We start from the raw sequence: 21,886 nt of genomic DNA on the forward strand, positions 1-21,886 counted from the left end.
GACCTAAAAAATCAAATCGAAGCTGTCTTGTAAGGCTGCAACTGTATCATTGTCGTCCGAGAGAGGCAAAATGATCGCTGTCCTTCCTGCAAGCCGAGAAGGAAGACCTTTGGCAATTAATTTTGCACAAGAAACAAGAAGCCTTGTCGAAACAGTCTCCGCCAAACCTAACTCTTGTTTATTTCTCACAAGGTTAGCGAATTGAACTAACTTTTTGGCTAGTGTTTCGCTGATACCAGTTTCTCCCACAATGATTTTTTCTTCCACAGCCATTTTCGGGTAAGGGAAATCCATTCCAAGAAATCGTTGTTTGGTGGAAGGTTTTAATTCCTTAAATCCTCTTTGGTATCCTGGATTGTAGGATGCAACGAGTAAAAAATCTGGATGTGCACTCACCTCTTCATTTTTTCTTTCTAAAAATAAAGTGCGACGGTGGTCGGTTAAAGAATGAATGGTTACTAGTGTATCGGGTCTTGCTTCTGCAATTTCATCCAAATAAACAATGGCTCCTTCTTTGACTCCTGTTGTTAAGGGTCCATCCATCCAAATGGTATCGGCACCTTTCACTAAAAATCTTCCGACGAGATCCACGGAAGAGGTTTCATCGTTACACAAAATTGTAATGAGCCTACGACCCATTAGGTGAGCCATATATTCCAAAAATCGAGACTTACCGGATCCAGTGGGGCCTTTCAACAAAAGCGGCAGAGAATTCTCTGCCGCCATTTGAAAGATTTCTATTTCCTTACCTATTGGTTCGTAATAGGGTGCTTTCTTTGTTAACATAAATTAATCGAGGTCACCAAGATTTTTTCCGACAGCTTCATTGGAAGGAAGACCGTGTCGAATGAAATCCACAATGAAATAAGCGATACCAACAGTAAAGAGAGTAGCCGCAAGTAACATTCCAATGAAATGGAATATAATTTCTTTTTGAACCACGAGGAAGTCCATCCCCAATTTACGCTCCAGATACACTTGTGTGATTCCGGCAACAGCAAGTGCCCCTGTCATTCCTAACATTCCAATATTGGAAGCCCAAAATGCCAAATAACCAGACATTCCAGTAAATAGTTTTCTTCCAGTTAGATTTGGCATAGCATAAGAAATCACAGCTAACACTAACATAGCGTAGGCTCCCCAGAAGGCAAGGTGCCCGTGCATCGCAGTGATGAGTGTTCCATGAGTCCATTGGTTGACAGAAGGCCAAGTATGCGCAAAACCTAAAAATCCAGCTCCAATGAAGGACATCATCGCACTTCCCAAAGTCCAATAAAGAGCAATTTTGTTAGGATGGTTTTTACCTTTTTTGCGATACATATTGAGTGCCCAGATGGCCATCCCAAGAAAAGCCAGTGGTTCTAAAGCAGAAAAAATTCCACCGATCATAAGCCAATACTTAGGAGTTCCGATCCAATAGTAGTGGTGACCCGTACCCAAAATTCCAGAAAGGAAGGTTAAACCCACAACTACGTATAACCATTTTTCAATGACCTCTCTATCCACTCCTGTAAGTTTGATGAGTAAAAAGGCAAGGATACCACCCATAATGAGTTCCCATACTCCCTCAACCCAAAGATGAACCACCCACCATCTAAAGTAAGAGTCAAGTGTTTGGTTGTCAAAGTAGATCATACCTGGTAGATAAAGTAAAGCCGCACATAACAATCCAAAGAATAACACAAGTTGTGTTGTACTTCTTTTTTTAGCCTGCCAGATTGTCATAGCGATGTTAAACAAAAATGTTAATACATTCACAACAACCAAATAATCGAGTGGTCTTGGGATTTCTAAGAACTTACGGCCTTCCCACCAATTAAAATGAAAACCAATAATGGCAATCACCCCAACAACAACCCAAGATAAAAGTTGAATGTAAGCTAGTTTAACACTATACAACTCTCTGTCTGATTCTTCGGGAATGATGTAATAGGCAGCTCCCATAAACCCGGTTAACAACCATACGACGAGTAAATTTGTATGTGTGGCACGAGCGGTATTAAATGGAATGAAATCATGTAGTCCATCTAATCCAATACGAGCAAACCCCATTATGAAACCATATACGATTTGTAAAGACAAGAGTAACATACAAGTTGCAAAGAACCAATATGCGACCTTTTGTGATTGGAATCTCATTGTTTCTCCTTATTTCAACGCAGAAAGGTAAGTTACGATGTCTTTTCTTTCTGGATCAGTTAACGGCAACTTTGGCATATTTGTTCCCGGTTTGATGGCTTGTGGATCTGATAACCAACGATTGAGATAATCAGAATCGAACTTAGAACCTACATGATCAAGTGCAGGCCCAACATTTCCACCCTTACCACCTACGGCATGACAGGCGATACAAAGTTGGGAAAATTTTTCCGGTTGAGACAAAACAACGGCATTTGATTTAACCTGTGGGATTTGCGGAGTTGCAATGGAATCAATGGGGATATTTGGTTTAGGAGGCCATCCGTTGGCATTAATTTTACCTACCCAGTCAAGAAACGCAATGACTTGCACTTTCTCTTCCTTTGTGAAGTTATACTTCACCATCTTCCTTTCTCCAGGAAACATTGCCTGTGGATCATCTAAAAATACATCGATCCATGTGGCACCACGTCTTTCGACAACCTTAGTAAGATCTGGGGCATAATAAGCACCTTCACCTAACAATGTATGGCATCCCATACAATTGTTTTTTTCCCAAATTTCTTTTCCTTTCAGAACATCTTCTGTCATATTCTGCACATTGGTTCGGGTATCATTTTGTCGCACGGTATCCACTGTGAGAAACACAAAGATTGCACTGAACAAAAAGGTGCCCCCCAAAAAGAACGCCCTTGCTTGCGATTTAGATAGCATCCTTACCTCCTAATTTTCATTGCATGAATTGTAGGTGCAGATTTTAATTCTTACATTGATTCAAATCAAGTACGATTTCATATTTTTACATTACAATAAGCTAAACAAAACAGAACGAACGTTAATTGAATGTTAGAATCATTATAATCCATAACAGAACCCTGTTCGCATTGAGAGACCGTACGAATTGTTCTATTTTTTTGATACGGGATCCGTTTACAGAAAACAATTATTTTGAATATAAAATCATTTTAATTTAATATTCTATTTATTTAAAATATATAGGAAAGAAGGAGTATTCGATGTCCGATGAAAAAGATTTCCCTAATCAATCCTTATGGTATCCACCTGGAGGAATCCTCATTTGGATGATTGTACTTGTCGAAGTGCTGACTTTCTGTTTGGGAATCGGTTCCCTTTTGTATGATAAATCCAAGGATCCAACTGGATTTTTGATGATGCAATCGAAACTAACAAAAACTTTTGCGTTTTGGAATACAATCTTTCTACTCAGCAGTGGATTTTGTATTGCCCTTGCTGTGTTTTATAAAACCAAACAGAAATTAAACTATTTTACAATTCTTCTATCTGCTTCTATTGCATTTGGATTTGCTTTCCTTTTTCTTAAATTTTATGAGTTTCGAGAGAAATGGAACTTAGGTTTCGATTTGGATGGTAATATTTTTTTTAGTTATTATTGGTTACTCACAGGATTTCATTACTTACATGTAGTTGTAGGAGTGCTCATTCTTTTTATCATATATAGGAGTCGTAAAACAATATCATTCGAAAACTTAGAGGCTGGAGCCATATTTTGGCATATGTGCGATTTAATCTGGCTTCTTTTATATCCCGCGCTGTATTTGATTCAATAGGAGGTAAAATGAAAAGCATCGTAACCACTTATATCATTTTATTATTCATAGTATATTATTCCTTTTTTGGAATGGGAACCTCAATTCCCGGAAATTGGAATTTGATCCTCATGAGTGCGGCTAAATTTCTATTCATTTGTTTTGTATTTATGAATCTGAAAGAGGCTCATCTATTTTGGAAAGTCACCTTTCCGATACTCATTGGAATCTATTCTTTTAGTATCTGGATTCTAACTTAAAAATGATCCCAAACGGGAAAGGAGTGTGGTTTTTGCGGGATATTGCCTGGTCGGTTTAAAATGACTACATCCATTCCCGCCGAACTTGCTGCCTCAGCTTCCTCTACTATATCAGTAAAAAAACGAATTTGATTGGGAGAAGATTTTAATTCTTTGATAATGTTCTCATAACTTTGTTTTTCTCTTTTCCCACCAACGGCGGTATCATAATAAGAAACAAAATAATTTCTCAAATCACCTAACTCTGAATACTGGTAAATCAAAATTTGGGCTTCAACAGAACCAGAAGAATACACATGATTCTGTATCCCATCTTCCTGTGCTTTTTTTAAAAACCCAGGAACATCTGGATAGACAGTGCTCTTGATTTCACCCGATTCATAACCTTGTTTCCAGATTTTTCCTTGGACTTCTTTTAAAGGGCCAAATTTACGATCCTTCTCAATTAAGTATTCAAAATAAGATGGAACAATCTCAGGAGAAAAAGACAAAAGTTCTGATTTTAGATTGGATTCAGTTTTAGAAAAACGAGATACAAACTTTTCTTCTCTTAAAACGATATCCTTTTCAAATTCCAATCGAATTTCTTCCCATTTAACCTCCGTAAACTGATAGTCTTTTAGGAAAGTAACAATATGTTTTTTAGCATAGGGAAAAAGGATTTGATGGACAAAGGCAATCGGTGCCGTTGTCCCTTCGATATCGAGTAAGTTATGTTTGATCATATTACTGTAGTAATTTTATCCTTCTGTTAACAAACGATTTCGCATTGTTTCTTCATCTTTTTCGTAGTTAAAAAGAATGAGAAACCAAGCCAATGCACAAGGGATCCAAAACAAAATCGATAAGGATAGTGCCAAAGCGCGATCGGTTGTTAAACCTAAAATTACAGCAGACATTGCAGGCCCAAGACCTTTTCCCAAATTGTCTGTCAGGTTATAAAGAGAAAAGATAGCACTTCTTGATTTTGGAGAGTTCACATTGATAAGCACCGCGCCTACATTCGGCCCCGTGATGGAGATGAGTATACCAGTGATTACGTTTAGTCCAATAAATAATGCCATATTTCCAACAATGTTAAATGCATATAACAAATATACTGCTGGGAAAATTCCAAATATAATGGAGAAGATGCAGAGTAAAGGTTGGTATTGTTTTTTTATATTATAAAGTAACTGACCAAGCACTCCTCCAAAAAATGATCCAATAAAAATACCTATGGCAGCAAAAGTGATCATACCAGCAGCGACTTCTTTTGAAAACAGATAAGTGTTTTCATAATAATCTGCTAAAAAAACAAAAAACACACCCCATGGGATACAACCAGGAATGCCTTGTAAAAATACACCTATGTTGGTTTTATTTTCAAAAAGTATTTTAAAGTCTTTGAATGTAATTTTGTGCGAAAGAGTGTTTGCTGCGTCGACTTCTTCGGAACCACCACGTTTTGGTTCTTCACAAAACACTAAATAAATGAAAGCAAAAAGAAAAGAAGGTGCTGACATATAAATGAATGAAGCCCTCCATCCATTAATGGGATCAGCCCCACCTAAAATTCCTCCCAGTAACTGACCAACACCCACACCAAGGCCAATCATAAGCGAAACATAACCAGTGGCGATTGCCCTTGAATGACTTGAAAAATAATCACCTATCAGACTATAAATCAAAGGAAATATTCCCCCTAGTCCAAATCCACAAAGTGTACGCAAAATCAAAAACTCATTATAGGAAGTAGCAAAACCAGATAAAAAACAAGGAATTTCACCAAGTAAAACAGCAGCAATTAACAAACGTTTGCGCGAAAATGCTTGTGAAAGATACCCCATCGACAAAGAAACCAAAGCACCCAAAATAAAAAATAAAGTTGGTACTTCGGCACCAAATTTCCAATCAATCTCTGCCTGACTTGTAATTCCGAGAGAAGCGGCAATATTTTTCATATTCGGTGCAATTAAGTTTTGATCACCAAACAAAAAGAATGTGAGGGCAAGAATTACCCAAAATGCCAAAATTCCTCTAGACCCATGGTCTGCGAGTTCGCCAAGGCCAATGAATCTCAAATAGGATGTATCTCGTTTTGTTTGTTTTTGGTTCATGGATTGTTTTTCCTTTCTATTTGTTTTCGATAGACAAAAATAAATGAGAGCGTAAATAAAAATCCAAGAAACCCTACTACAGCAAAAAGAGATAAATCCCAACTGGTAAGAATGGATCCATTCCAAATTTCTGGATTTGAATTGTTCGAGATGGTTGGGAGTGGTTTTCCACCAGAAAATGTAAACTCAACAGGAGTCCCAAAATCCAACGAACTTAGAACATAAGCGCTAAGACCAGGAGGAACGTCTTTATCCAGTTTGGTGACAGGTGTCCCTTCACCCGTTTTAATTTCCATATCTTGTGGTTTTACAAAGATAGGAAATTTTCCATTCTCTGATTCAATTAACATTCGTTCGGTGAATTTATCAAACTGATTCGGAATGAAATAGGAAATTTGCATTTCCGAAACACCAGGAAGGATGGCACGATCCAATATCCTTCCTCCATTTTTTCCTTCTGGGATCCCCAGAGGAATTGCCATCTTACTTCCAGGTTGTTGGATTTGGGCCAAAATTTCTGTGGCTTCTGCTGCTACAGAATATTCTAAAGGTGATAATTTAGAATCAAATGATTTTGGAGGTTTGCTTGAGTTATCAATCAAAAACAATTTGAAAACACGAAGTCCTTTTTTCTCTCGCATAACTTGCATTAAACTTTTAATCGCCACTTGTTTGCGATCCGCACCTGTGTCATACACGGTAACATCCTGAGGAGATGTACGAAACTTAGAAGTTGGTGGAATCATTTTATTATAATTCACACCTTGGTATTGGATTTGTAAAAGAATGGGTGCTCCTTCCGGCAATTCCGTTTCAGGAAAACGAAATTTTCCAGATTGTGGGCCAATGTCTGCCAAAGGAACCATTGCTCCTTGTAAAGCTAACATTCGAATGGAATCTGCCTTACCCAATCCACCCGTTGTACCATTTTGAATGGTTCCATAAATGGAAAGTTTTTCCGCATAACTGCTGCTTGAGAGAAAAATGAGGATCAATATTGAAAATAGATGGCTTCGAAACATTCTGATACTTTTTCTCGTTCTTTCGATTCCAATCCAAGTGAAAAAACGAAAGTTTTTAAAAATTTAGAGGCGACAATAGAGGGTACTGGACATAATGTTTTAGATAGGAAAGGAAAGCCCGGCTACATGAAGCAACTGAGCGAAATCGTTCACAATTCCTCAAAAGATGAGAGGGATATACTACTAGAATACCAAAATATCGATGTTTCCAAGCTGGAAACTCTGAACGTTTTGGGAATTCCCATCGATAATGTCACTACTGACGAAGCCATAGCCAAACTCTTTCGCGTGCTTGAGAAAAAAGAAGGCATGCACCATGTTTTATTTTTAGATCCCATCAAACTCATGAGGATGCGTCCCAAAAAATCACTCCACCGCATTGCAGAAAAAGCAGGAACTATATTGGTGGAAGGTGCAGGGATTGGTTGGATGACTTCTGGAAGACTCAAAGAACGAGTCACTCCGATTGCTGTCATGATGGATCTCATTCGTTTGGCAGAACTCAAAGAATTCACAGCATTCATCTTTGGAGCCAAAGATGAAATTGTGGAACGCATTTATTTCAACCTCACAAGACATTTTCCCAAAGTTCGAATTGTAGGAAGGCATGCAGGCCATCTCGATAGACAGAGAGAAATGCGAGTCAAAGAAGCCATTCGTAAAACTGGCCCGGATATCATTTTCCTTGCTATGGACTTTCCAAACCAAGAAATTTGGATCGAAAATAACACTGGATACTTTGGTAAAGCGGTTGTGATTGGGGTGGGAGGCGCCTTAGATATGTTATCTGGTGCTGATAAAAAAGCACCAGAGTGGTTTAAGGAAAGAGGACTCATCTGGCTTTGGAGGATCATCGCAAGACCCTACCGAATCCAAAGGATGTGGGAAACTGTTTACTTCTTATTACTTGGGATCCGCGAACGATTCCGCAAACATTAATTCAAAATACAAATCAAGAACAAACCAATCTCGGAGGATAGAATGTATCTATCCTCCATTCACCAACTTCTTCCTAATTTTTTAGAATCTATTTTTTAATTTGATCCAAACGGTCAAGTGTAGGCGCCAACCAATCCTCTAACAATGGTTCGCGGTCAAGTTTGGCACGAGCAAACACCAAATCTTTATTGGAATTTGCAATTTCACTCACAGATCCAATCTTTCTTGCCGTTTCCATTGCTTTCCAATAGTATTTGAGGGCATTGATGGTATCTTGTTTTTTCTCATACACTGCCCCAATATTGTTATAAAGAGCAGTGAGGGTTTCATAAACTTCCCTATGGTCAGAGTTTTCTGTATCGACTCGACCCAAACTTTGTTCTTTGAGTTCAAAATCATCCTTTAACTTCAGATAGTTACCAAGAGCTGCATTGTATTGTCTTGTATAATAGAACGCATTTCCTTTTCCAAAAAGTAAGGTAGCATTATTATAAATATCTTCTTCTGGAAGTTCTGCCCAAAAATCTAAACTTTGTGCAAAGTCTCCATGATTGTAATCAATCCAACCCAAATAATAATAACATTCTCTCAAAATCTTTGGATCTTTGGAGATATCACGATCCAGGGCCGCAAGAAAAGACTCACGAGCCATAAAAAGTCCGTTTCTTCTTTCTTTTTCTTCATAAGATAAAGTGCCAATACTACGTTCTGGATAGATTTTTTTACCAGGGAATTCCCGTATATTGTCTGTTACATTTATGCCAGCAGCTTCTAAAAATTGGATTTTACCTAAGTTAAACGAAATCCTTCCGGGGCTTCCTTCGAGTAAGGTTTCATCCTCATCTCTTTCTCCGAGGCGGTCACGATAGTTTTGGTAACGATCATCGGCTTCTCGCAGTAACTTCACTGCTTCATCATAATTTTCCGTTTGAATATAATACTCAGCCATTAGCAATACTGCTAAGTAGTGGCGAATATCATAAGTGGATGCCAACTCCAATTGTTTGAGGGCGCGTGCCGCTTCCTCTTTTTTGAAATAGAACCTTGCTCTTTGGTAATATCCTTCCGCAAATTTGGAACCACCCTCTTTTCCATAAGCAATGTTTAGGAGGTATTCCACATTATCATCAATTTCCATCCCAGTGACTTGGTCTTCTGGATTGATATTGTATTTGATTCTGACTTCTTCGGAATCCAAATCGATATAAAAGGATGCAAGTTTCGCCAATACAAATAGAGATAATTCATCTTCTATATTGAGAGCATTTCGAACCTGTCTGTGGTGATTGAGTACATACTGTGGATTTTTATCTCGTTTCCACATTTCGATGTAGGTTGATAAAATCCCACCATGCCCAATTGCATTTTTTGGATACTTTTCAATGATATCGTTATAGTATTTAACAGCTGTTCCAAACTCTTGTTTGTTATAAAAAATCTTTGCGATTCCTGCAATGGCGTCTACGTTATCAGGATCTCCCCCATCGGTAAACACTCGTTTGAAGTATTCAATGGCGAGATGGTCATTTTTATATTTCTTGCGATTACTTCCTGGTGGTACTTCGATAAAATCCTTTCTATGGAAGGAGTGGAAAGTTCCAAGGGCAATGTAAGTATCAATATCATGGACATTGTATTTGAGGCGAGAAGCAATGTAGGCACCCGCTTTTAAAACCTTTCTTGGGACTTTATCTTGTGAAGTTAAGTAAAAAGCAAGTTCCGATAGTGGTCTACGTCCAGCCGTTTCTACACCTGCATCATTCCATTCTGTTTTTTTCGCAAAACTAATATTTGGTACTTCTTTTCTGTTTTCCCAAGCGCGTTTGTGTTCCTTGTCTTCTGGTTCATAACCAAAATCTGGTTCCACTTTCCCAAAACATTTTTCAAAAGCTCTTTCATACTGACCGGCTTTGGTATAAGCAATACAGTATTTATTCAAAAATTCTAAGTTATGAGGAAAAATCTCTTCCCCTTTGATAAAATAATTTTCTGCGTCCGCGAGGAGTTTTTTCTTCTCCAATGCATCCGTTTCATAACTAAACTCTTCGATTTTTTCAAGTCCGAGAGCATACTGTGCTTTTGCACGATAAGGAACAATTACATACTTCCAAAGAGTTACAATTCCAAAAACTAGGAATACAGCAGCCGCAGAAGACAAAATGGTTCTACGAACTAACTCTCGTTTGCGGGCAGCACCTTCTTTGGTATATGCATCTCGGCTTGCAATGATGGGAACTCCATCAGCAGCAAACTTACCAGTAGAATCACTGAGTTCGACTCGTTCTCCCAGAAGACCACTTAGGTAACTTGCAATGTCTTCTGGTTTTTGTTGGGCCTTAATGAGTTCAATGATTTCTTTTTGATTACGAACCGGAATCCTTTGGTTCACAATCGTATCAATGATGGTTCGTCTTAGTTTTGGTGGGTAACGAAGTAATTCTGCTTGAATGACTGCTAACTCTTCATCGGTTAAGTTAGCTTCGAGAGATTCTTCTGGTTCTTCTTCCTTACCAAGAGACATGAGGTCTTCCTCAAATCCCCCTGGCCCATCAGAACCAAAGTCATCCATCGTGGAAACAGGCATATCATCAATCGATGGTACCAAATCGTCAAATGAAGGAGCTCCTAAGTCATCATCCAGACTCGGTGGTTCCATTCCCACACCCAAGTCTCCGAATGGATCATCAAACCCACCACCCATGTCAGCAGGTTCGTTGTCACGAGAAGGAGTGGACGGACTGTCCATACCACCAAACGGATCATCCCCAAAACTTTCAGTAGCAGCAGGGGTCGAACCCATATCCGCAAATGGATCGTCACCAAAAGAAGAATCACCGCCAGAACTTGGAGATGACATATCACCAAACGGATCATCGGCGGAATCTGTATCAGAGGAAGGAGTGTTATCTCCACCTAAATTAGCAAAAGGGTCATCCCCAAAACTTTCAGTAGCAGCGGGAGTGGAACCCATATCCGCAAATGGATCATCGCCGGCAGTGGTAGTGTCTGTTCCTCCGCCAAAATCAAAATCATCTCCGGAAGGTGTGGTTTCTTCCGAACCAGAATCAAAACCAGCAAACAGGTCTTCGTCGGTAGTTGGTGGAGTGTCATCCCCACCTAAATTTGCAAAAGGATCATCGCCAATGACTGGTGCCGGTTTGTCTTCTAAGGGAGCTTCATCAATCGCATCTAAATTGCCAAAAGGATCATCACCGAAACTTTCAGTAGCGGCAGGACTAGAACCCATATCCGCAAATGGATCGGCTTCTTCTGTGGCAGGAGAATCGGTAGCAAAAGGATCTGCATCGTCTGCAGGAGTGGGCGGTGTATCAAAGTCAAAATCGTCTGCGGCTGGTGTGGGTTTAGGACCTTCATCACCAAGTAGTTCATCTAAATCAATTCCATCATCTTCCTCCGCCTCACGGTTAGGAAGTTTGGGAGCACCAAAATCATCGTCCTCGTCGAGACCAGTAAATGGGTCTCCAGCGCCGGAATCACCTGCCCCTTCATTATCAAAATCATCGAAGGCAGAGCCTGAATTTTCGTCGGAATTGGATTCTGGTTCTTCAGGTGCGATGGGATTTGTATATCCCAGTTTCTCACGTAAAACCTTCGCCATCGGATTTAAGTCTTCCGATGAGAGCGGATTTTTATTGAGAGCCGAAAACATCGTCTCGATTTGTGTGATTTCTTCCGGACTCAATTTGTCTATCGGCTCAGCCATTTAAGGGTCTATTCCTAATGAATTATCGGCCCCTTCTCAAAATGACAGAATATTTTTTTTATTATGTCAGATGGTTCGCTCGTAAAAAAACCTTTCACTCTCTTTTTTCATTTCTGCCGAAAATTATCTAGAAGGACTCTGCACGACCAACGACTATGATGAAATTCAAATCCATCCGAATCGCCCTATTTTTACTGTTTTTTGTTGGAATTGGAATCTTTGCCGACGACGGGATGGATTGGATTGGAAGTTTTTCCTCAAAAGAACTGGAGATGTCCGATGAAACGGAAAACCAGGATACGGTTTATTACCTCTGGCAATTGGAAAGTCTCAAAAAAAATATCGCTCCACGTTACATCCGTTATCTAGATGTAGAGTCTTACGTATCAACAGGCAAACTCATCCACAGAGGGATTTTATTTACTTACAATGGCCTCCGCGAGGAAGCCGTAGAAATCTGTGGAAGTTTTAATCACTGGGAATGTTCCGAAATGAAACGGAACCAATACGGAATTTATTATACGGTAATTGAACCCACTCAAATCACAGATAACTATGAAGAAGATCCCGTTTACGAATACAAATTCCGAGTGAATGGACTTCTTACTTACGATCCCGAAAATTTTGATAAGTTGGAAGATGGATCAGGGTCTTACTATTCTCGATTCATTTTAGAAAATACCGACACTGACCGCCAAACAAAAACTATGGTTCTCGAAGATTCGGCAAACGAAGAACGCGACTTACGAACAGTTAAATTTCAAATTTACCTTCCAAACGCAGAAGTGGTTCGTGTGGTGGGAAGTTTTAACGATTGGAACCCAGAACACGATTTCCTTAAAAAAGATAGAAAGGGTGTGTTCACGCTTGAAAAAAAATTGTTACCTGGTGAATACCATTACCAATTCATTGTTGATGGGGAATATATGTTGGATACTTACAATCCAACCACCAATATCAAAGTAGACACCAATGAATCGGTATCTTCTCTACTCGTTCCAGAAAGAAATTATGCCTTAGAACGTAAGATGTAGATTGTTTGATTGAATCCAATCGAAGTTTGTATGATTGAATTCATGGATCGAGGATGATCCTTTCGATTTAGGAAATACAGGTTTTGGGTTTTGACTTACTTCTCTAGAGTTGCTGTCATGGAACCTTTTGAAGAACCCATTCTTGGATCCGGGCCATAGTTCAAAATTCGTTCGTGGACAAACTCCGCATGTTCTAATTCACCAGTGAAGACTATGGTTTTTTTTCTGGTGTCCACTTCGACCGCATGTTGGAAAGCCTTTTCCCAAGGCATTTGACATACATCCATTAACATCTCGATGACGTATTCATAGGTATGAAAGTCATCATCCCAAAGAACAACCTTCCAAGGCCCATCGTTTAGGCGTGGCCTAATTTCAGTTTCTTCTAAGATGGAAGGTTGGGAAGCTCCGGCACCGGTCATAACCGAAACCAAAACCTTACTTTTTCTTTTTGGAAATTGCGAGTTCTACGTGTGAAACAACGTCTTTAGCACGAAGACCAAAGTAGTCGAGTAAACCACTCCAAGTTCCTGATTTACCGAAGGTATCTTTCATCCCCACTTTTAAAATAGGAACAGGATACTCTTCCGAAAGGAGTTCAGAAACTGCAGAACCGAGGCCACCGATCACATTGTGTTCTTCACAAGTTACAATCGCACCACATTCTTTTGCTTTGGCGATGATGGCGTCTTTGTCCAAAGGTTTGATGGTTGCCATATTGAGAAGGCTTGCGTTAATTCCTTTTTCTTTCAAAAGGCCAACAGCAATCATCGCTTCGTTTACCATCACACCATTGGCAATGATACAAACGTCCTTTCCTTCCGAGATGACTTCTGCTTTTCCAATTTGGAACTTGTAGTTTTCTCTTTCGATGACAGGAATTGCTGGACGACCAACCCTTACATACACAGGACCTTTGTAATCTGCAATGGCATGGATGACTTGTTTGGTTTCGTTAAAATCAGAAGGACAAATCACAGTCATTTCTGGAATGACTCGCATGATAGCAAAATCTTCAATACATTGGTGAGAAGCACCGTCTTCACCCACAGTGATTCCACCATGAGAAGCAACTAGTTTTACGTTTACTTTTGGGTAAACCACACTATTACGAACCACTTCCCAAGCTCTGCCAGATAAAAACATAGCAAAACTGGAAGCAAAAGGCACAAACCCAGAAAGAGCAAGGCCTGCCGCATGACCAACTAAGTTTTGTTCAGCGACACCAACGTTAAAAAAACGTTCAGGATATTTTTTTTTAAAATCCGCAGTTTTAGTGGAACCGGAAAGATCCGCATCTAAAACTACGACATCTTGTCTAGATGCACCTAACTCAACTAAGGCTTCGCCGTAGGCATCTCTCGTTGCTTTTTTGTCTGCTGTGGATTGGCTAGGTGCTCCCATGATTTATCCTTTTTTTAAAGCTTCAGCTTTATCAGTTTTTTCCCAAGTAAATGTGTTACCTGTTCTACCAAAGTGACCGTAAGCCGCAGTTTCTTGATATTTTCTTCCTTTTCCAAGAAGATCAAGGCCATCCACAATTCCTTTTGGAGTGAGCTTGAAATTTGCAAGAACTCGTTTTGCGATTTCTTCATCAGAAATGGTTCCTGTTCCAAATGTATCGACTAGAACAGAAACTGGTTCCGCAACACCGATGGCATAAGCAAGTTGTACTTCACATTTGTGAGCAAGACCAGCAGCCACTACGTTTTTTGCAATATAACGGCCGATATATGCTGCTGAACGGTCTACTTTAGATGGATCTTTTCCAGAGAAAGCTCCACCACCGTGACGACCCATTCCACCGTAAGTATCTACGATGATTTTACGTCCTGTAAGACCTGTATCACCGTGTGGCCCACCAATTTCAAATTTACCAGTAGGGTTAATAAAATAACGAGTGTTTGTAAGAAGTTCTTTTGGAATGATTTTTTTGATACATTCTTCGATGACTGCTTCTTCGATTTGTTTATGAGTCACACCTGGTTTGTGTTGCGTAGAAATTACAACAGTATCGACTCTTTTTGGTTTTCCATCTTCGTATTGGATGGTAACTTGCGATTTTGCATCAGGACGCAACCAATCGATTTTTCCTGTGTGTCGAAGGTCAGATAGGTTTTCCAAAAGTTTGTGAGAGTAGTAAAGAGGTGCAGGCATTAGTTCTGGAGTTTCCGCGATTGCAAAACCAAACATAAGACCTTGGTCACCAGCACCTTGTTCTGTGTGAAGTCCTTCCCCTTCGTTTACCCCTTGGGCAATGTCTGGAGATTGTGCATGAACGTGGGAAGAAACCACAGCAAAATCTGCATCGAAATACATATTGATATCGTTATAACCAATTTTTCGAATCACATCGCGGGCCACTTCTTGTGTGTCCACTTTTCCTTTACTTGTGATCTCACCGGCAATCACAACTAGGTTTGTTGTTACCAGAGTTTCACAAGCAACACGGGATTTTGGATCTTGGGCTAAATATGCATCGAGAATGGCATCGGAAATTTGGTCACAGACTTTGTCTGGGTGTCCTTCAGATACGGACTCGGAAGTGAAGATATAGTTTTTGAGAGATGACATTTTTTTACCTTACTTGGTTAAAATTTAGAGTTTAGGCGGTACGTCAATAGAATTGTCAGGGAAACGTTCCCGCACATAGGATTCCAGGTTTGCCGCATTTTTCCCCATGGCAATTTCCAATTTTTTGGCGTATTCATCCATTTGGCTCTCCGAAAGACCTTTCGGAACAAAAAAAGGTTCTCCGTATTGGATGAAAAGACGCGCCCCAAATTTAGGGAAAAAATGTCTGTCCCAACTTTTGAAAGTATAAGCGCGGTCATAACAAGAATGCAAAAATAGGATGGGGAATCCGGTGAGAGAGGCCGTCACAATGACACCTGGTTTTACTTCTCGCCTAGGCCCTTTTGGACCATCTACGGTAAAAATAGGAACTGCCCCTTGTTTCATTTCTTTGAGGATATTACGAAAGGCACCCGTTCCTCCCCTTGTGGAAGAACCTCGCACAGAACGTAAGTTAGAGCGAGCAAAGGTTTGGTGGATGATTTCTCCATCTTTCGATTGTGAAACAAGAGCGACCATATCTGCTTTTTTCTTTCGTTTCAAATACTGGGTCGCATGTCGGTAAAGAGAAAGAGTTGTTTCATGAAAAACAGCAATGATATATCCAGAACCAGTTTCAATGACTTTGGCACTTTCTTCCGGGATCATCAACTTTTGGTTTCTGATGAATAGATACCAAACTCTTACGATGAAGTGAACCACCCAACTCAGGATGATGTATTTGGTTTTGGAATAGGGTTTTTGTTTGTTATCTGGAATCAAAAAGAATGGTCCTTACCGATCTCCCAAAGGATATCGTTTTCATATACTTTCACTTGTGGAGGTAATCCTTTTTCTGGTTTGTCGTGTAACAAAGAATGGATCATGGATTTGGCAACGTACTCACCAGGAATGGGTTTGAATTTTTTGAGTCCAAGTAATCCAAATGGAATTAGATTCCCAAGAAACTCCCCTACTTTTTCCCCCACTCTCACTTCGTCTCTTTCGCCAATCAGAAGTGATGGTCTAAAAATTCCAAGGAAGGGAAATTGCAAGTTACGAAGTTCCGTTTCAATTTCACCTTTCACTCGGTTATAAAATATAGAAGAATTGGCATCGGATCCCATAGCGGTAATGATATAAAATCCAGGAACATTTTTTTCCTTAGCTTGTTTGGCCGCAAGGAGAGGATATTCGTAATCAATCTCTTTGAATTTTTCCTGGCTTCCTGCTTTGTTAATGGTAGTGCCTAAACAACAAAACACAGCGTCCAATCCATCGGGAAGGGAAACCTTTCCAGATTGAAAGTCCTCCCAACTTACTTGTATGACTTCAATGGGAACATTGGGATTAGAAGGGGACTTGGAACTTCTGGCCCAAACAATTACCTTTTTGATTTGGGGATAAAAAACAAGAGAGAGTAACACTTGTTTCCCGATAAGGCCAGTTCCGCCAAGGAGTAATATTTTCATTTGATCTCCAAACTACGAGCAAGCATAGAATCAGTAAGATTGAGTTTTTCTTGGAATTGGATTCCTGCGATATAATAAATTACATTTTTGATTTTTGAGTTTTGAGTCCACATGATAGTCCCTTCAAAGAACATCCGTTTGGTGCCTTTTGCCCAAACAATACTTCCCAAAACCTGGGATTCAATTTCATCGCTGAGTAAATCGTCCTCACCCAAAAAACAAAGGCCTTCTTCTGAAATATTCCCCAACTTTCCAAACAATGTGATCCCTTCTAAATCTAGTTGGACCTCAAATTCAGAAAAGTCACCGGGGGATATTCTTGGCAGCCTTCGCTCACTTTCCATAGCAACAAGGTATAAGGATTCCTAATATTGGAAACGAAAAAAGCAAATTAGAACTGAAAGTAAATGAACGGAACGGAATTTTCCGGTGTAGCTAAATTTAAGACAAGAAAGAGTATGGGGTACAGGGCAAATTCCAAACTGGCGGGGATTTGTTTGCCTTTTCCCTTTTCAAAGATAAAATAACCGATGATATGGCCTAAATAGAGGAAAAATAGAATCCAAAGGAAGTCTTTCCACATATAAGGCCGGATTTGTCCCGCCTGGAATGTAAAAATTCCCCGGATGTGAATCCAAGCATTTTCCCAAGTGAGAGAACGAAAGAAAACAGCACCCAAAAAGAAAATGGAACTATTTAGAAGATTCTGAAAGAGCCAAAGAGGGACCGCATACCAATGTTTGGTTTTTTCCTGGTCTTTTTGGTCAGGAAACCATTCTTTCCAAACTTCTTCCAAAACATAAAAAAATCCGTTGAGACTTCCCCAAAACACAAAAGTCCACTGGGCTCCGTGCCAAACCCCACTCACAAACATGGTAAACCAAAGATTAAACTTTCGCCTGACGGAAGTTACTCGACTTCCACCCATAGGAATATAAATATAATCTCTTAACCAAGAATTTAAGGTCATATGCCATCGACGCCAAAAACCAGAAACAGAAGTGGCAAGGAATGGTAAGTTGAAGTTTGTGGGAAGTTTGTAACCAAGTAACATGGCACTTCCAATGGCCATATCCGAATACCCACTAAAATCTAAATATACCTGGATTCCACCAAGAGCTGCAGCAATTAACAAAGCGTAGGCGTGGTGACCAGACGGGTCGGCGTAAATCGTGTCGATGGTTGGAGCAACCATATCAGAAAGTACTGCTTTTTTAAAATACCCTAACATAAAAAACCGAATCGCCACTCGAAACTCAATGTCTTCCAGTTTTTTTGGTGTGTAGAGTTGGGGCATAAAGGTTCTGGCAGTGACAATGGGACCTGCCACAAGTTGAGGAAAAAAACTCACGAACAAAGCAAAACGAATAAAATCTTTTTCAGCCGGGATTTCATTTCGATACACATCGATTGTGTAAGACAAAGACTGAAAGGTAAAAAAGGAAATTCCCGCAGGTAAAATAATTTTGAGAACAGGCAAGGTATCTACACCAAACAAAGGATTGGTGACTGCATTCATCGAAGTAACAAGAAAGTTATAGTACTTAAAAAAACCTAAAATAAAAACTAAGTTCGTAATCAAACTAAAAAGTAACAGATAGTATCGAACCTTCTCTCTTGATTCAGAAGCTAGTTTAATCCCTACAAAATAATCAATAGCAGTGGAAAGTAGAATGAGAGCACCAAAACGATAATCCCAAGACATGTAAAAGAAATAACTACTAATGAGTAGGAAGATATGTAAGATTCGTGTTTCCCTAGATTGATTCGAAAAAATGGTAGGGAATACGTACCAAACCGTAAAAAAAACAAAGAGAAAGAAGACAAAGTATTCAAAATCGGAAAAGATCAATGGGAGATGCCTTCTATTCAGACCAGATTCTTCGAAAAAATGACCATGTCAATCATTTCGGCTTGCAGATGATTCCAGAATCACATAGGATTGGTCTTTAGTTTTTTGTTCAGAACTAAGAGGTAAAAATGAAAAAAATATTAAACACCGCTCTTGTGGGACTTCTGTCCATTGGTTTATTCGCAAATTGCTTTGGAAAATTTGGAGTTACGAAAGCCGTTTACTCTTTCAATGGAAACATCCAAATTGGAACAGGAAAAGTTGCCGGATTCTTTCGTTCCTTACTCATGATTTTTCCACTTTACATTGCTTATGGAATCGGAAGTTTTTTAGACATCGTTGTCTTCAACCTAATTGAATTCTGGACTGATAAAAATCCAATTGCAATGGCTGAGTATGACTTTGATGGAAAACTAGTCAAAGAATACAGCCAAGATGGCCAAACCATCACCCTTACTTATACTGAATGGGGAAAGGTTTTGAAAATGGAAGCTCCTACACAAAAAGGAATGGAAGCTGTTTATTTCTTAAAAGACAAACCAGAAAAAGCATTCCGTTTAGTGAATGGAAAGTATGTAGAAATCTTACAAGTGAGTGGACCAATCCTCCCTCCACTTTCTGCAAAACACATCTAAACCACAACATTGCCCCTAATTTTAGGGGCAATCTCTGACCGATACTTACTTTATGAACCGCTTGTATTTTCTTTCCTTCCTGTTAGTCCTTTCTTTCGGATGCCAAACTCCGCAACAGGTATTCACTCCCTCCTTTCCGACTCACACAGAACAAATCAATCTCAACCACATTCGTATGATTACAAAATCGGAAGCCACCCATTCCGAAACCAAAGAAGAAAAAAAAACTTTGGCCAGGGAACCAGGGGTGAGTGTGGAGTATTCGGAAAACAAAATTCCTTTCATCCAACTCGATTTATTTTTTGAAGATGCAGGAATTAGTATTATAGAAGAAATCATTGCTGGCACTATTTTGGAACATCATATCATTGTGATCAATCAAAAGGGTGAGGTTATCGCCAAACAACCAGTAAACTTCCAAGCCTATGAAATTTTGGAAACTAAAACAGAGGTCATGCGAAATAAAGTGATTGTTGGGGAATCGAAAAAACCTGTCAAAGTGAATAGCACTACTCCAGAAACAAAAATCTCACGCGAAGCCATTGAAAGACAATATACCGATAGAGATACAGTTCCCCAAGTTTTAGAAATCCAAGAAGGGAAAGTTCCCAATCCCGGTGAATACATTAGTATTTATTTGGAGCTCACGTATGTGAACCCACATCTACAACCCAATTGTGAATCGTATGGAGGAAATTGTAACGGTCCCAACCAATATTTTTTTGAAGATGTTACAAGAAGAAACCGTAGGGAATTGGATATTTTACGAAACCGTTATGTGGACGGGGAAGTGGCACAGTTTCCAAACCTAACTCGAGAAGAACAATCAGATTTCAAAACAAATATCAAAAACAAAATTGAATCTAACAATGGTATATCGGGTCCCAAACATGGATTTACCAAATACTTTTTTAGGGAATGGAATTTGGTTTCTTCTCCTAGATATTTCCGAATTTTATCAGTGGTAAAAAATGGGAAACAGTCCGCACAAGAGGATCGAACCGAAGAAAGAAAACTCGTCGAAGATTCAGGAGAAAATTCCAAATCAAACCAGAACGATAACCATTCCATTTTTGATTCGCCAACTCATTCAAAACATAAAAAAAGAACGATTCCAACCCCCTAACGGAACCAAACGGGTGTGGAAATTTCCAACACCCGAAAAACTACAAAAATTCTTTAAGCAGCTTTTGAATCTTTTTTGCGAACACTATCAAACCGAACGGTGGATGCAGTCACTTTGATTTTGGATCTATTTTCGCCTTCTGGACTTTTCCATCGGTTTTGTTTTAGGTTTCCCATGACCGTAACCTTACTACCTTTGGCTAGGTATTCGACACAGTTTTCTCCTAATTTTTCCCAAGCTTCCACTTCAAAGTAAGACACATCTTCCTTGTCTTTACTCTCTTGGTTGCCAGCTGTATGATTGACAGCAACGGTAAAAACGGCGAGAGACTTCCCTCCCGTAATATTTTTTTCTTCTGGGTCGGAGGTTAAATTTCCGTCTAGAATGACATACGATAGATTTTTCATTTGAGTATCCTTACACCAATTTTTTTGGTCATAATAGACCGGTTGTTATTTATATGAATTGGTTTCAAAAAAAGGAAATTTCTGAATAATTTTATGGGACAAGGAACGAAAAAAAAGACAATTCGGATAGACAAGTCACAAGTTCCAAAGAGGATTTCGTTTGTGGGACTTCCCGATTCTGAAATACTTCACCTCTTAACGGCAATTAGCCGTGAATTAGTATGTCTCCATGAACCAGACGGAACCTATATTTATGTAAGTCCCAACTCAGAAAAAATCATTGGTTACAAGTCCGAAGAACTGATTGGTAAAAATCCATACGACTACTTTCACCCTGACGAAAAAAGACTCATCGACGAAAGGTCTCACCAACCAATCCTCCGGGGAGAAACGAACATCCACACAACTTTCCGTTTTTTACACAAAGATGGAAACTACATTTGGTTACAGTCTGACAATCGTTTGACAATCCATCCCACAACAGGAAAAAAATACATCCACACGTCTTCTCGCGATATTTCTGAAAAAATAGATACGGAAGCAAACTTAGAACTTGCGGAACGTAGATTCAAAACAATGTTTCACGATTCACCCATTGGTCTTGTACAAACTAGCAAAAATGGGTTTATCGATGAAACAAACGAGGCCTTCGCCAACTTTTTAGGTTATAAAGTTTTTGAAATCATTGGAAAACATTTTTCTGAAATTAGTTCTGTGGACGAATTGGAAGAAAATTTAAAACTCAGAGATGAAGTCCAAAAAGGAATCATCGACAACTATTCGATTGAAAAACAATACATTCATAAATCGGGAAATAAAGTTTGGGCATCCATTACAGTAACTGTGCTTAGAGATGATAAAGGCCACCCCATCCACTACTTAGCACAAGTCATAGACATTGACGAAAGGAAAAAAAAGGAAACACAACTTCTGGAAAACCTGGAGAATCTCAAAGGGTCGGCGGACCATTTGAACCAAATTTTGGATTTAATACAAAATGCCAATGGTGACTCAGATCCCAAAAATTGGGAAGATCCTTTACTGAAAGCCGTCAAA

The 21,886-nt window shown here is 39.4% G+C and carries 21 protein-coding genes and 1 pseudogene; 7 read left to right on the forward strand and 15 right to left on the reverse strand.

Annotation, left to right across the window (positions count from 1 at the left end):
- Nucleotides 1-3 precede the first annotated feature (3 nt).
- From EHQ24_RS08765 to EHQ24_RS08775, 3 genes are read right to left on the reverse strand one after another with little or no spacing between them, the layout of a single operon-like run.
- On the reverse strand, nucleotides 4-786 hold the full coding sequence (locus EHQ24_RS08765; RefSeq protein ID WP_135601293.1) for a CbbQ/NirQ/NorQ/GpvN family protein: 783 nt from the start codon (nucleotides 784-786) through the stop codon (nucleotides 4-6).
- A gap of 3 nt (nucleotides 787-789) precedes the next feature.
- Complete coding sequence (locus EHQ24_RS08770) at nucleotides 790-2,139, reverse strand: cbb3-type cytochrome c oxidase subunit I (RefSeq protein ID WP_135601294.1); 1,350 nt, start codon at nucleotides 2,137-2,139, stop codon at nucleotides 790-792.
- A gap of 9 nt (nucleotides 2,140-2,148) precedes the next feature.
- A complete protein-coding gene (locus EHQ24_RS08775; protein WP_135601295.1) occupies nucleotides 2,149-2,853 on the reverse strand; it encodes a c-type cytochrome in 705 nt (234 codons plus the stop codon).
- A 302-nt stretch (nucleotides 2,854-3,155) separates the two neighbouring features.
- On the opposite strand from EHQ24_RS08775, the gene EHQ24_RS08780 reads away from it, so the two are divergent.
- Nucleotides 3,156-3,728 (forward strand): cytochrome c oxidase subunit 3, encoded by a 573-nt coding sequence (locus tag EHQ24_RS08780; protein WP_135601296.1) that lies wholly within the window; start codon nucleotides 3,156-3,158, stop codon nucleotides 3,726-3,728.
- Nucleotides 3,729-3,736: 8 nt separating this feature from the next.
- Entirely contained in the window at nucleotides 3,737-3,967 is a 231-nt protein-coding gene (locus EHQ24_RS08785; RefSeq protein ID WP_135601297.1) for a prokaryotic cytochrome C oxidase subunit IV, read from the forward strand.
- Here EHQ24_RS08785 and mtnC read toward each other — a convergent pair.
- From mtnC to EHQ24_RS08800, 3 genes are read right to left on the reverse strand one after another with little or no spacing between them, the layout of a single operon-like run.
- Nucleotides 3,964-4,692: an acireductone synthase gene (mtnC, locus tag EHQ24_RS08790; protein ID WP_135601298.1), complete on the reverse strand. Its 729-nt coding sequence runs from the start codon at nucleotides 4,690-4,692 to the stop codon at nucleotides 3,964-3,966. The genes EHQ24_RS08785 and mtnC overlap by 4 nt on opposite strands.
- A gap of 15 nt (nucleotides 4,693-4,707) precedes the next feature.
- On the reverse strand, nucleotides 4,708-6,066 hold the full coding sequence (locus tag EHQ24_RS08795) for an MFS transporter (protein ID WP_135601299.1): 1,359 nt from the start codon (nucleotides 6,064-6,066) through the stop codon (nucleotides 4,708-4,710).
- Nucleotides 6,063-7,088, reverse strand: coding sequence for a hypothetical protein (locus tag EHQ24_RS08800; RefSeq protein ID WP_135601300.1), 1,026 nt, complete (start codon nucleotides 7,086-7,088; stop codon nucleotides 6,063-6,065). The genes EHQ24_RS08795 and EHQ24_RS08800 overlap by 4 nt, the downstream gene beginning before the upstream one ends.
- A 126-nt stretch (nucleotides 7,089-7,214) precedes the next feature.
- On the opposite strand from EHQ24_RS08800, the gene EHQ24_RS08805 reads away from it, so the two are divergent.
- Nucleotides 7,215-8,027 (forward strand): WecB/TagA/CpsF family glycosyltransferase, encoded by an 813-nt coding sequence (locus EHQ24_RS08805; protein WP_135601301.1) that lies wholly within the window; start codon nucleotides 7,215-7,217, stop codon nucleotides 8,025-8,027.
- 88 nt (nucleotides 8,028-8,115) lie between these two features.
- Here the strand turns inward: EHQ24_RS08805 and EHQ24_RS08810 are convergent, their stop codons facing one another.
- Nucleotides 8,116-11,751, reverse strand: coding sequence for a hypothetical protein (locus EHQ24_RS08810; RefSeq protein ID WP_135601302.1), 3,636 nt, complete (start codon nucleotides 11,749-11,751; stop codon nucleotides 8,116-8,118).
- A 155-nt stretch (nucleotides 11,752-11,906) separates the two neighbouring features.
- Here EHQ24_RS08810 and EHQ24_RS08815 point away from each other — a divergent pair, with 155 nt between their 5' ends.
- Complete coding sequence (locus EHQ24_RS08815) at nucleotides 11,907-12,785, forward strand: glycogen-binding domain-containing protein (protein WP_425270076.1); 879 nt, start codon at nucleotides 11,907-11,909, stop codon at nucleotides 12,783-12,785.
- Nucleotides 12,786-12,880: 95 nt separating this feature from the next.
- Here the strand turns inward: EHQ24_RS08815 and EHQ24_RS08820 are convergent, their stop codons facing one another.
- Genes EHQ24_RS08820 through EHQ24_RS08850 form a run of 7 tightly spaced genes read right to left on the reverse strand, consistent with a single transcriptional unit; the run spans nucleotide 12,881 to nucleotide 18,662 of the window.
- Nucleotides 12,881-13,207 (reverse strand): ATP-dependent Clp protease adaptor ClpS, encoded by a 327-nt coding sequence (locus tag EHQ24_RS08820; RefSeq protein ID WP_135602412.1) that lies wholly within the window; start codon nucleotides 13,205-13,207, stop codon nucleotides 12,881-12,883.
- Nucleotides 13,208-13,223: 16 nt separating this feature from the next.
- Nucleotides 13,224-14,189, reverse strand: coding sequence for a transketolase family protein (locus EHQ24_RS08825; RefSeq protein ID WP_135601303.1), 966 nt, complete (start codon nucleotides 14,187-14,189; stop codon nucleotides 13,224-13,226).
- 3 nt (nucleotides 14,190-14,192) lie between these two features.
- Entirely contained in the window at nucleotides 14,193-15,359 is a 1,167-nt protein-coding gene (metK, locus tag EHQ24_RS08830; protein WP_135601304.1) for a methionine adenosyltransferase, read from the reverse strand.
- A gap of 24 nt (nucleotides 15,360-15,383) precedes the next feature.
- The gene (locus tag EHQ24_RS08835) at nucleotides 15,384-16,121 is read right to left on the reverse strand and encodes a lysophospholipid acyltransferase family protein (RefSeq protein WP_135601305.1); all 738 of its coding nucleotides are present in this window, start codon (nucleotides 16,119-16,121) and stop codon (nucleotides 15,384-15,386) included.
- On the reverse strand, nucleotides 16,118-16,810 hold the full coding sequence (locus EHQ24_RS08840; protein ID WP_135601306.1) for an NAD-dependent epimerase/dehydratase family protein: 693 nt from the start codon (nucleotides 16,808-16,810) through the stop codon (nucleotides 16,118-16,120). Before EHQ24_RS08840 ends, EHQ24_RS08835 begins: the two co-directional genes overlap by 4 nt.
- A complete protein-coding gene (locus EHQ24_RS08845; protein ID WP_135601307.1) occupies nucleotides 16,807-17,154 on the reverse strand; it encodes a PilZ domain-containing protein in 348 nt (115 codons plus the stop codon). Before EHQ24_RS08845 ends, EHQ24_RS08840 begins: the two co-directional genes overlap by 4 nt.
- 47 nt (nucleotides 17,155-17,201) lie before the next feature.
- The gene (locus tag EHQ24_RS08850) at nucleotides 17,202-18,662 is read right to left on the reverse strand and encodes an MBOAT family O-acyltransferase (RefSeq protein WP_135601308.1); all 1,461 of its coding nucleotides are present in this window, start codon (nucleotides 18,660-18,662) and stop codon (nucleotides 17,202-17,204) included.
- 128 nt (nucleotides 18,663-18,790) lie between these two features.
- Here EHQ24_RS08850 and EHQ24_RS08855 point away from each other — a divergent pair, with 128 nt between their 5' ends.
- The gene (locus EHQ24_RS08855) at nucleotides 18,791-19,297 is read left to right on the forward strand and encodes a DUF3332 family protein (RefSeq protein ID WP_135601309.1); all 507 of its coding nucleotides are present in this window, start codon (nucleotides 18,791-18,793) and stop codon (nucleotides 19,295-19,297) included.
- A 52-nt stretch (nucleotides 19,298-19,349) separates the two neighbouring features.
- Nucleotides 19,350-20,423: a hypothetical protein gene (locus EHQ24_RS08860; RefSeq protein WP_135601310.1), complete on the forward strand. Its 1,074-nt coding sequence runs from the start codon at nucleotides 19,350-19,352 to the stop codon at nucleotides 20,421-20,423.
- Between the two features lie 53 nt (nucleotides 20,424-20,476).
- Here the strand turns inward: EHQ24_RS08860 and EHQ24_RS08865 are convergent, their stop codons facing one another.
- Nucleotides 20,477-20,830, reverse strand: a complete 354-nt coding sequence (locus tag EHQ24_RS08865) for a single-stranded DNA-binding protein (protein WP_135601311.1) — start codon at nucleotides 20,828-20,830, stop codon at nucleotides 20,477-20,479.
- Nucleotides 20,831-20,923: 93 nt separating this feature from the next.
- Between EHQ24_RS08865 and EHQ24_RS08870 the strand changes: the two are divergent.
- Nucleotides 20,924-21,776: pseudogene (locus EHQ24_RS08870) on the forward strand (PAS domain-containing protein); the annotation flags it as partial.
- Nucleotides 21,777-21,886 lie beyond the last annotated feature (110 nt).

Origin of the sequence: Leptospira noumeaensis, assembly GCF_004770765.1 — a bacterium.
GTDB classification, from domain to species: domain Bacteria; phylum Spirochaetota; class Leptospiria; order Leptospirales; family Leptospiraceae; genus Leptospira_A; species Leptospira_A noumeaensis.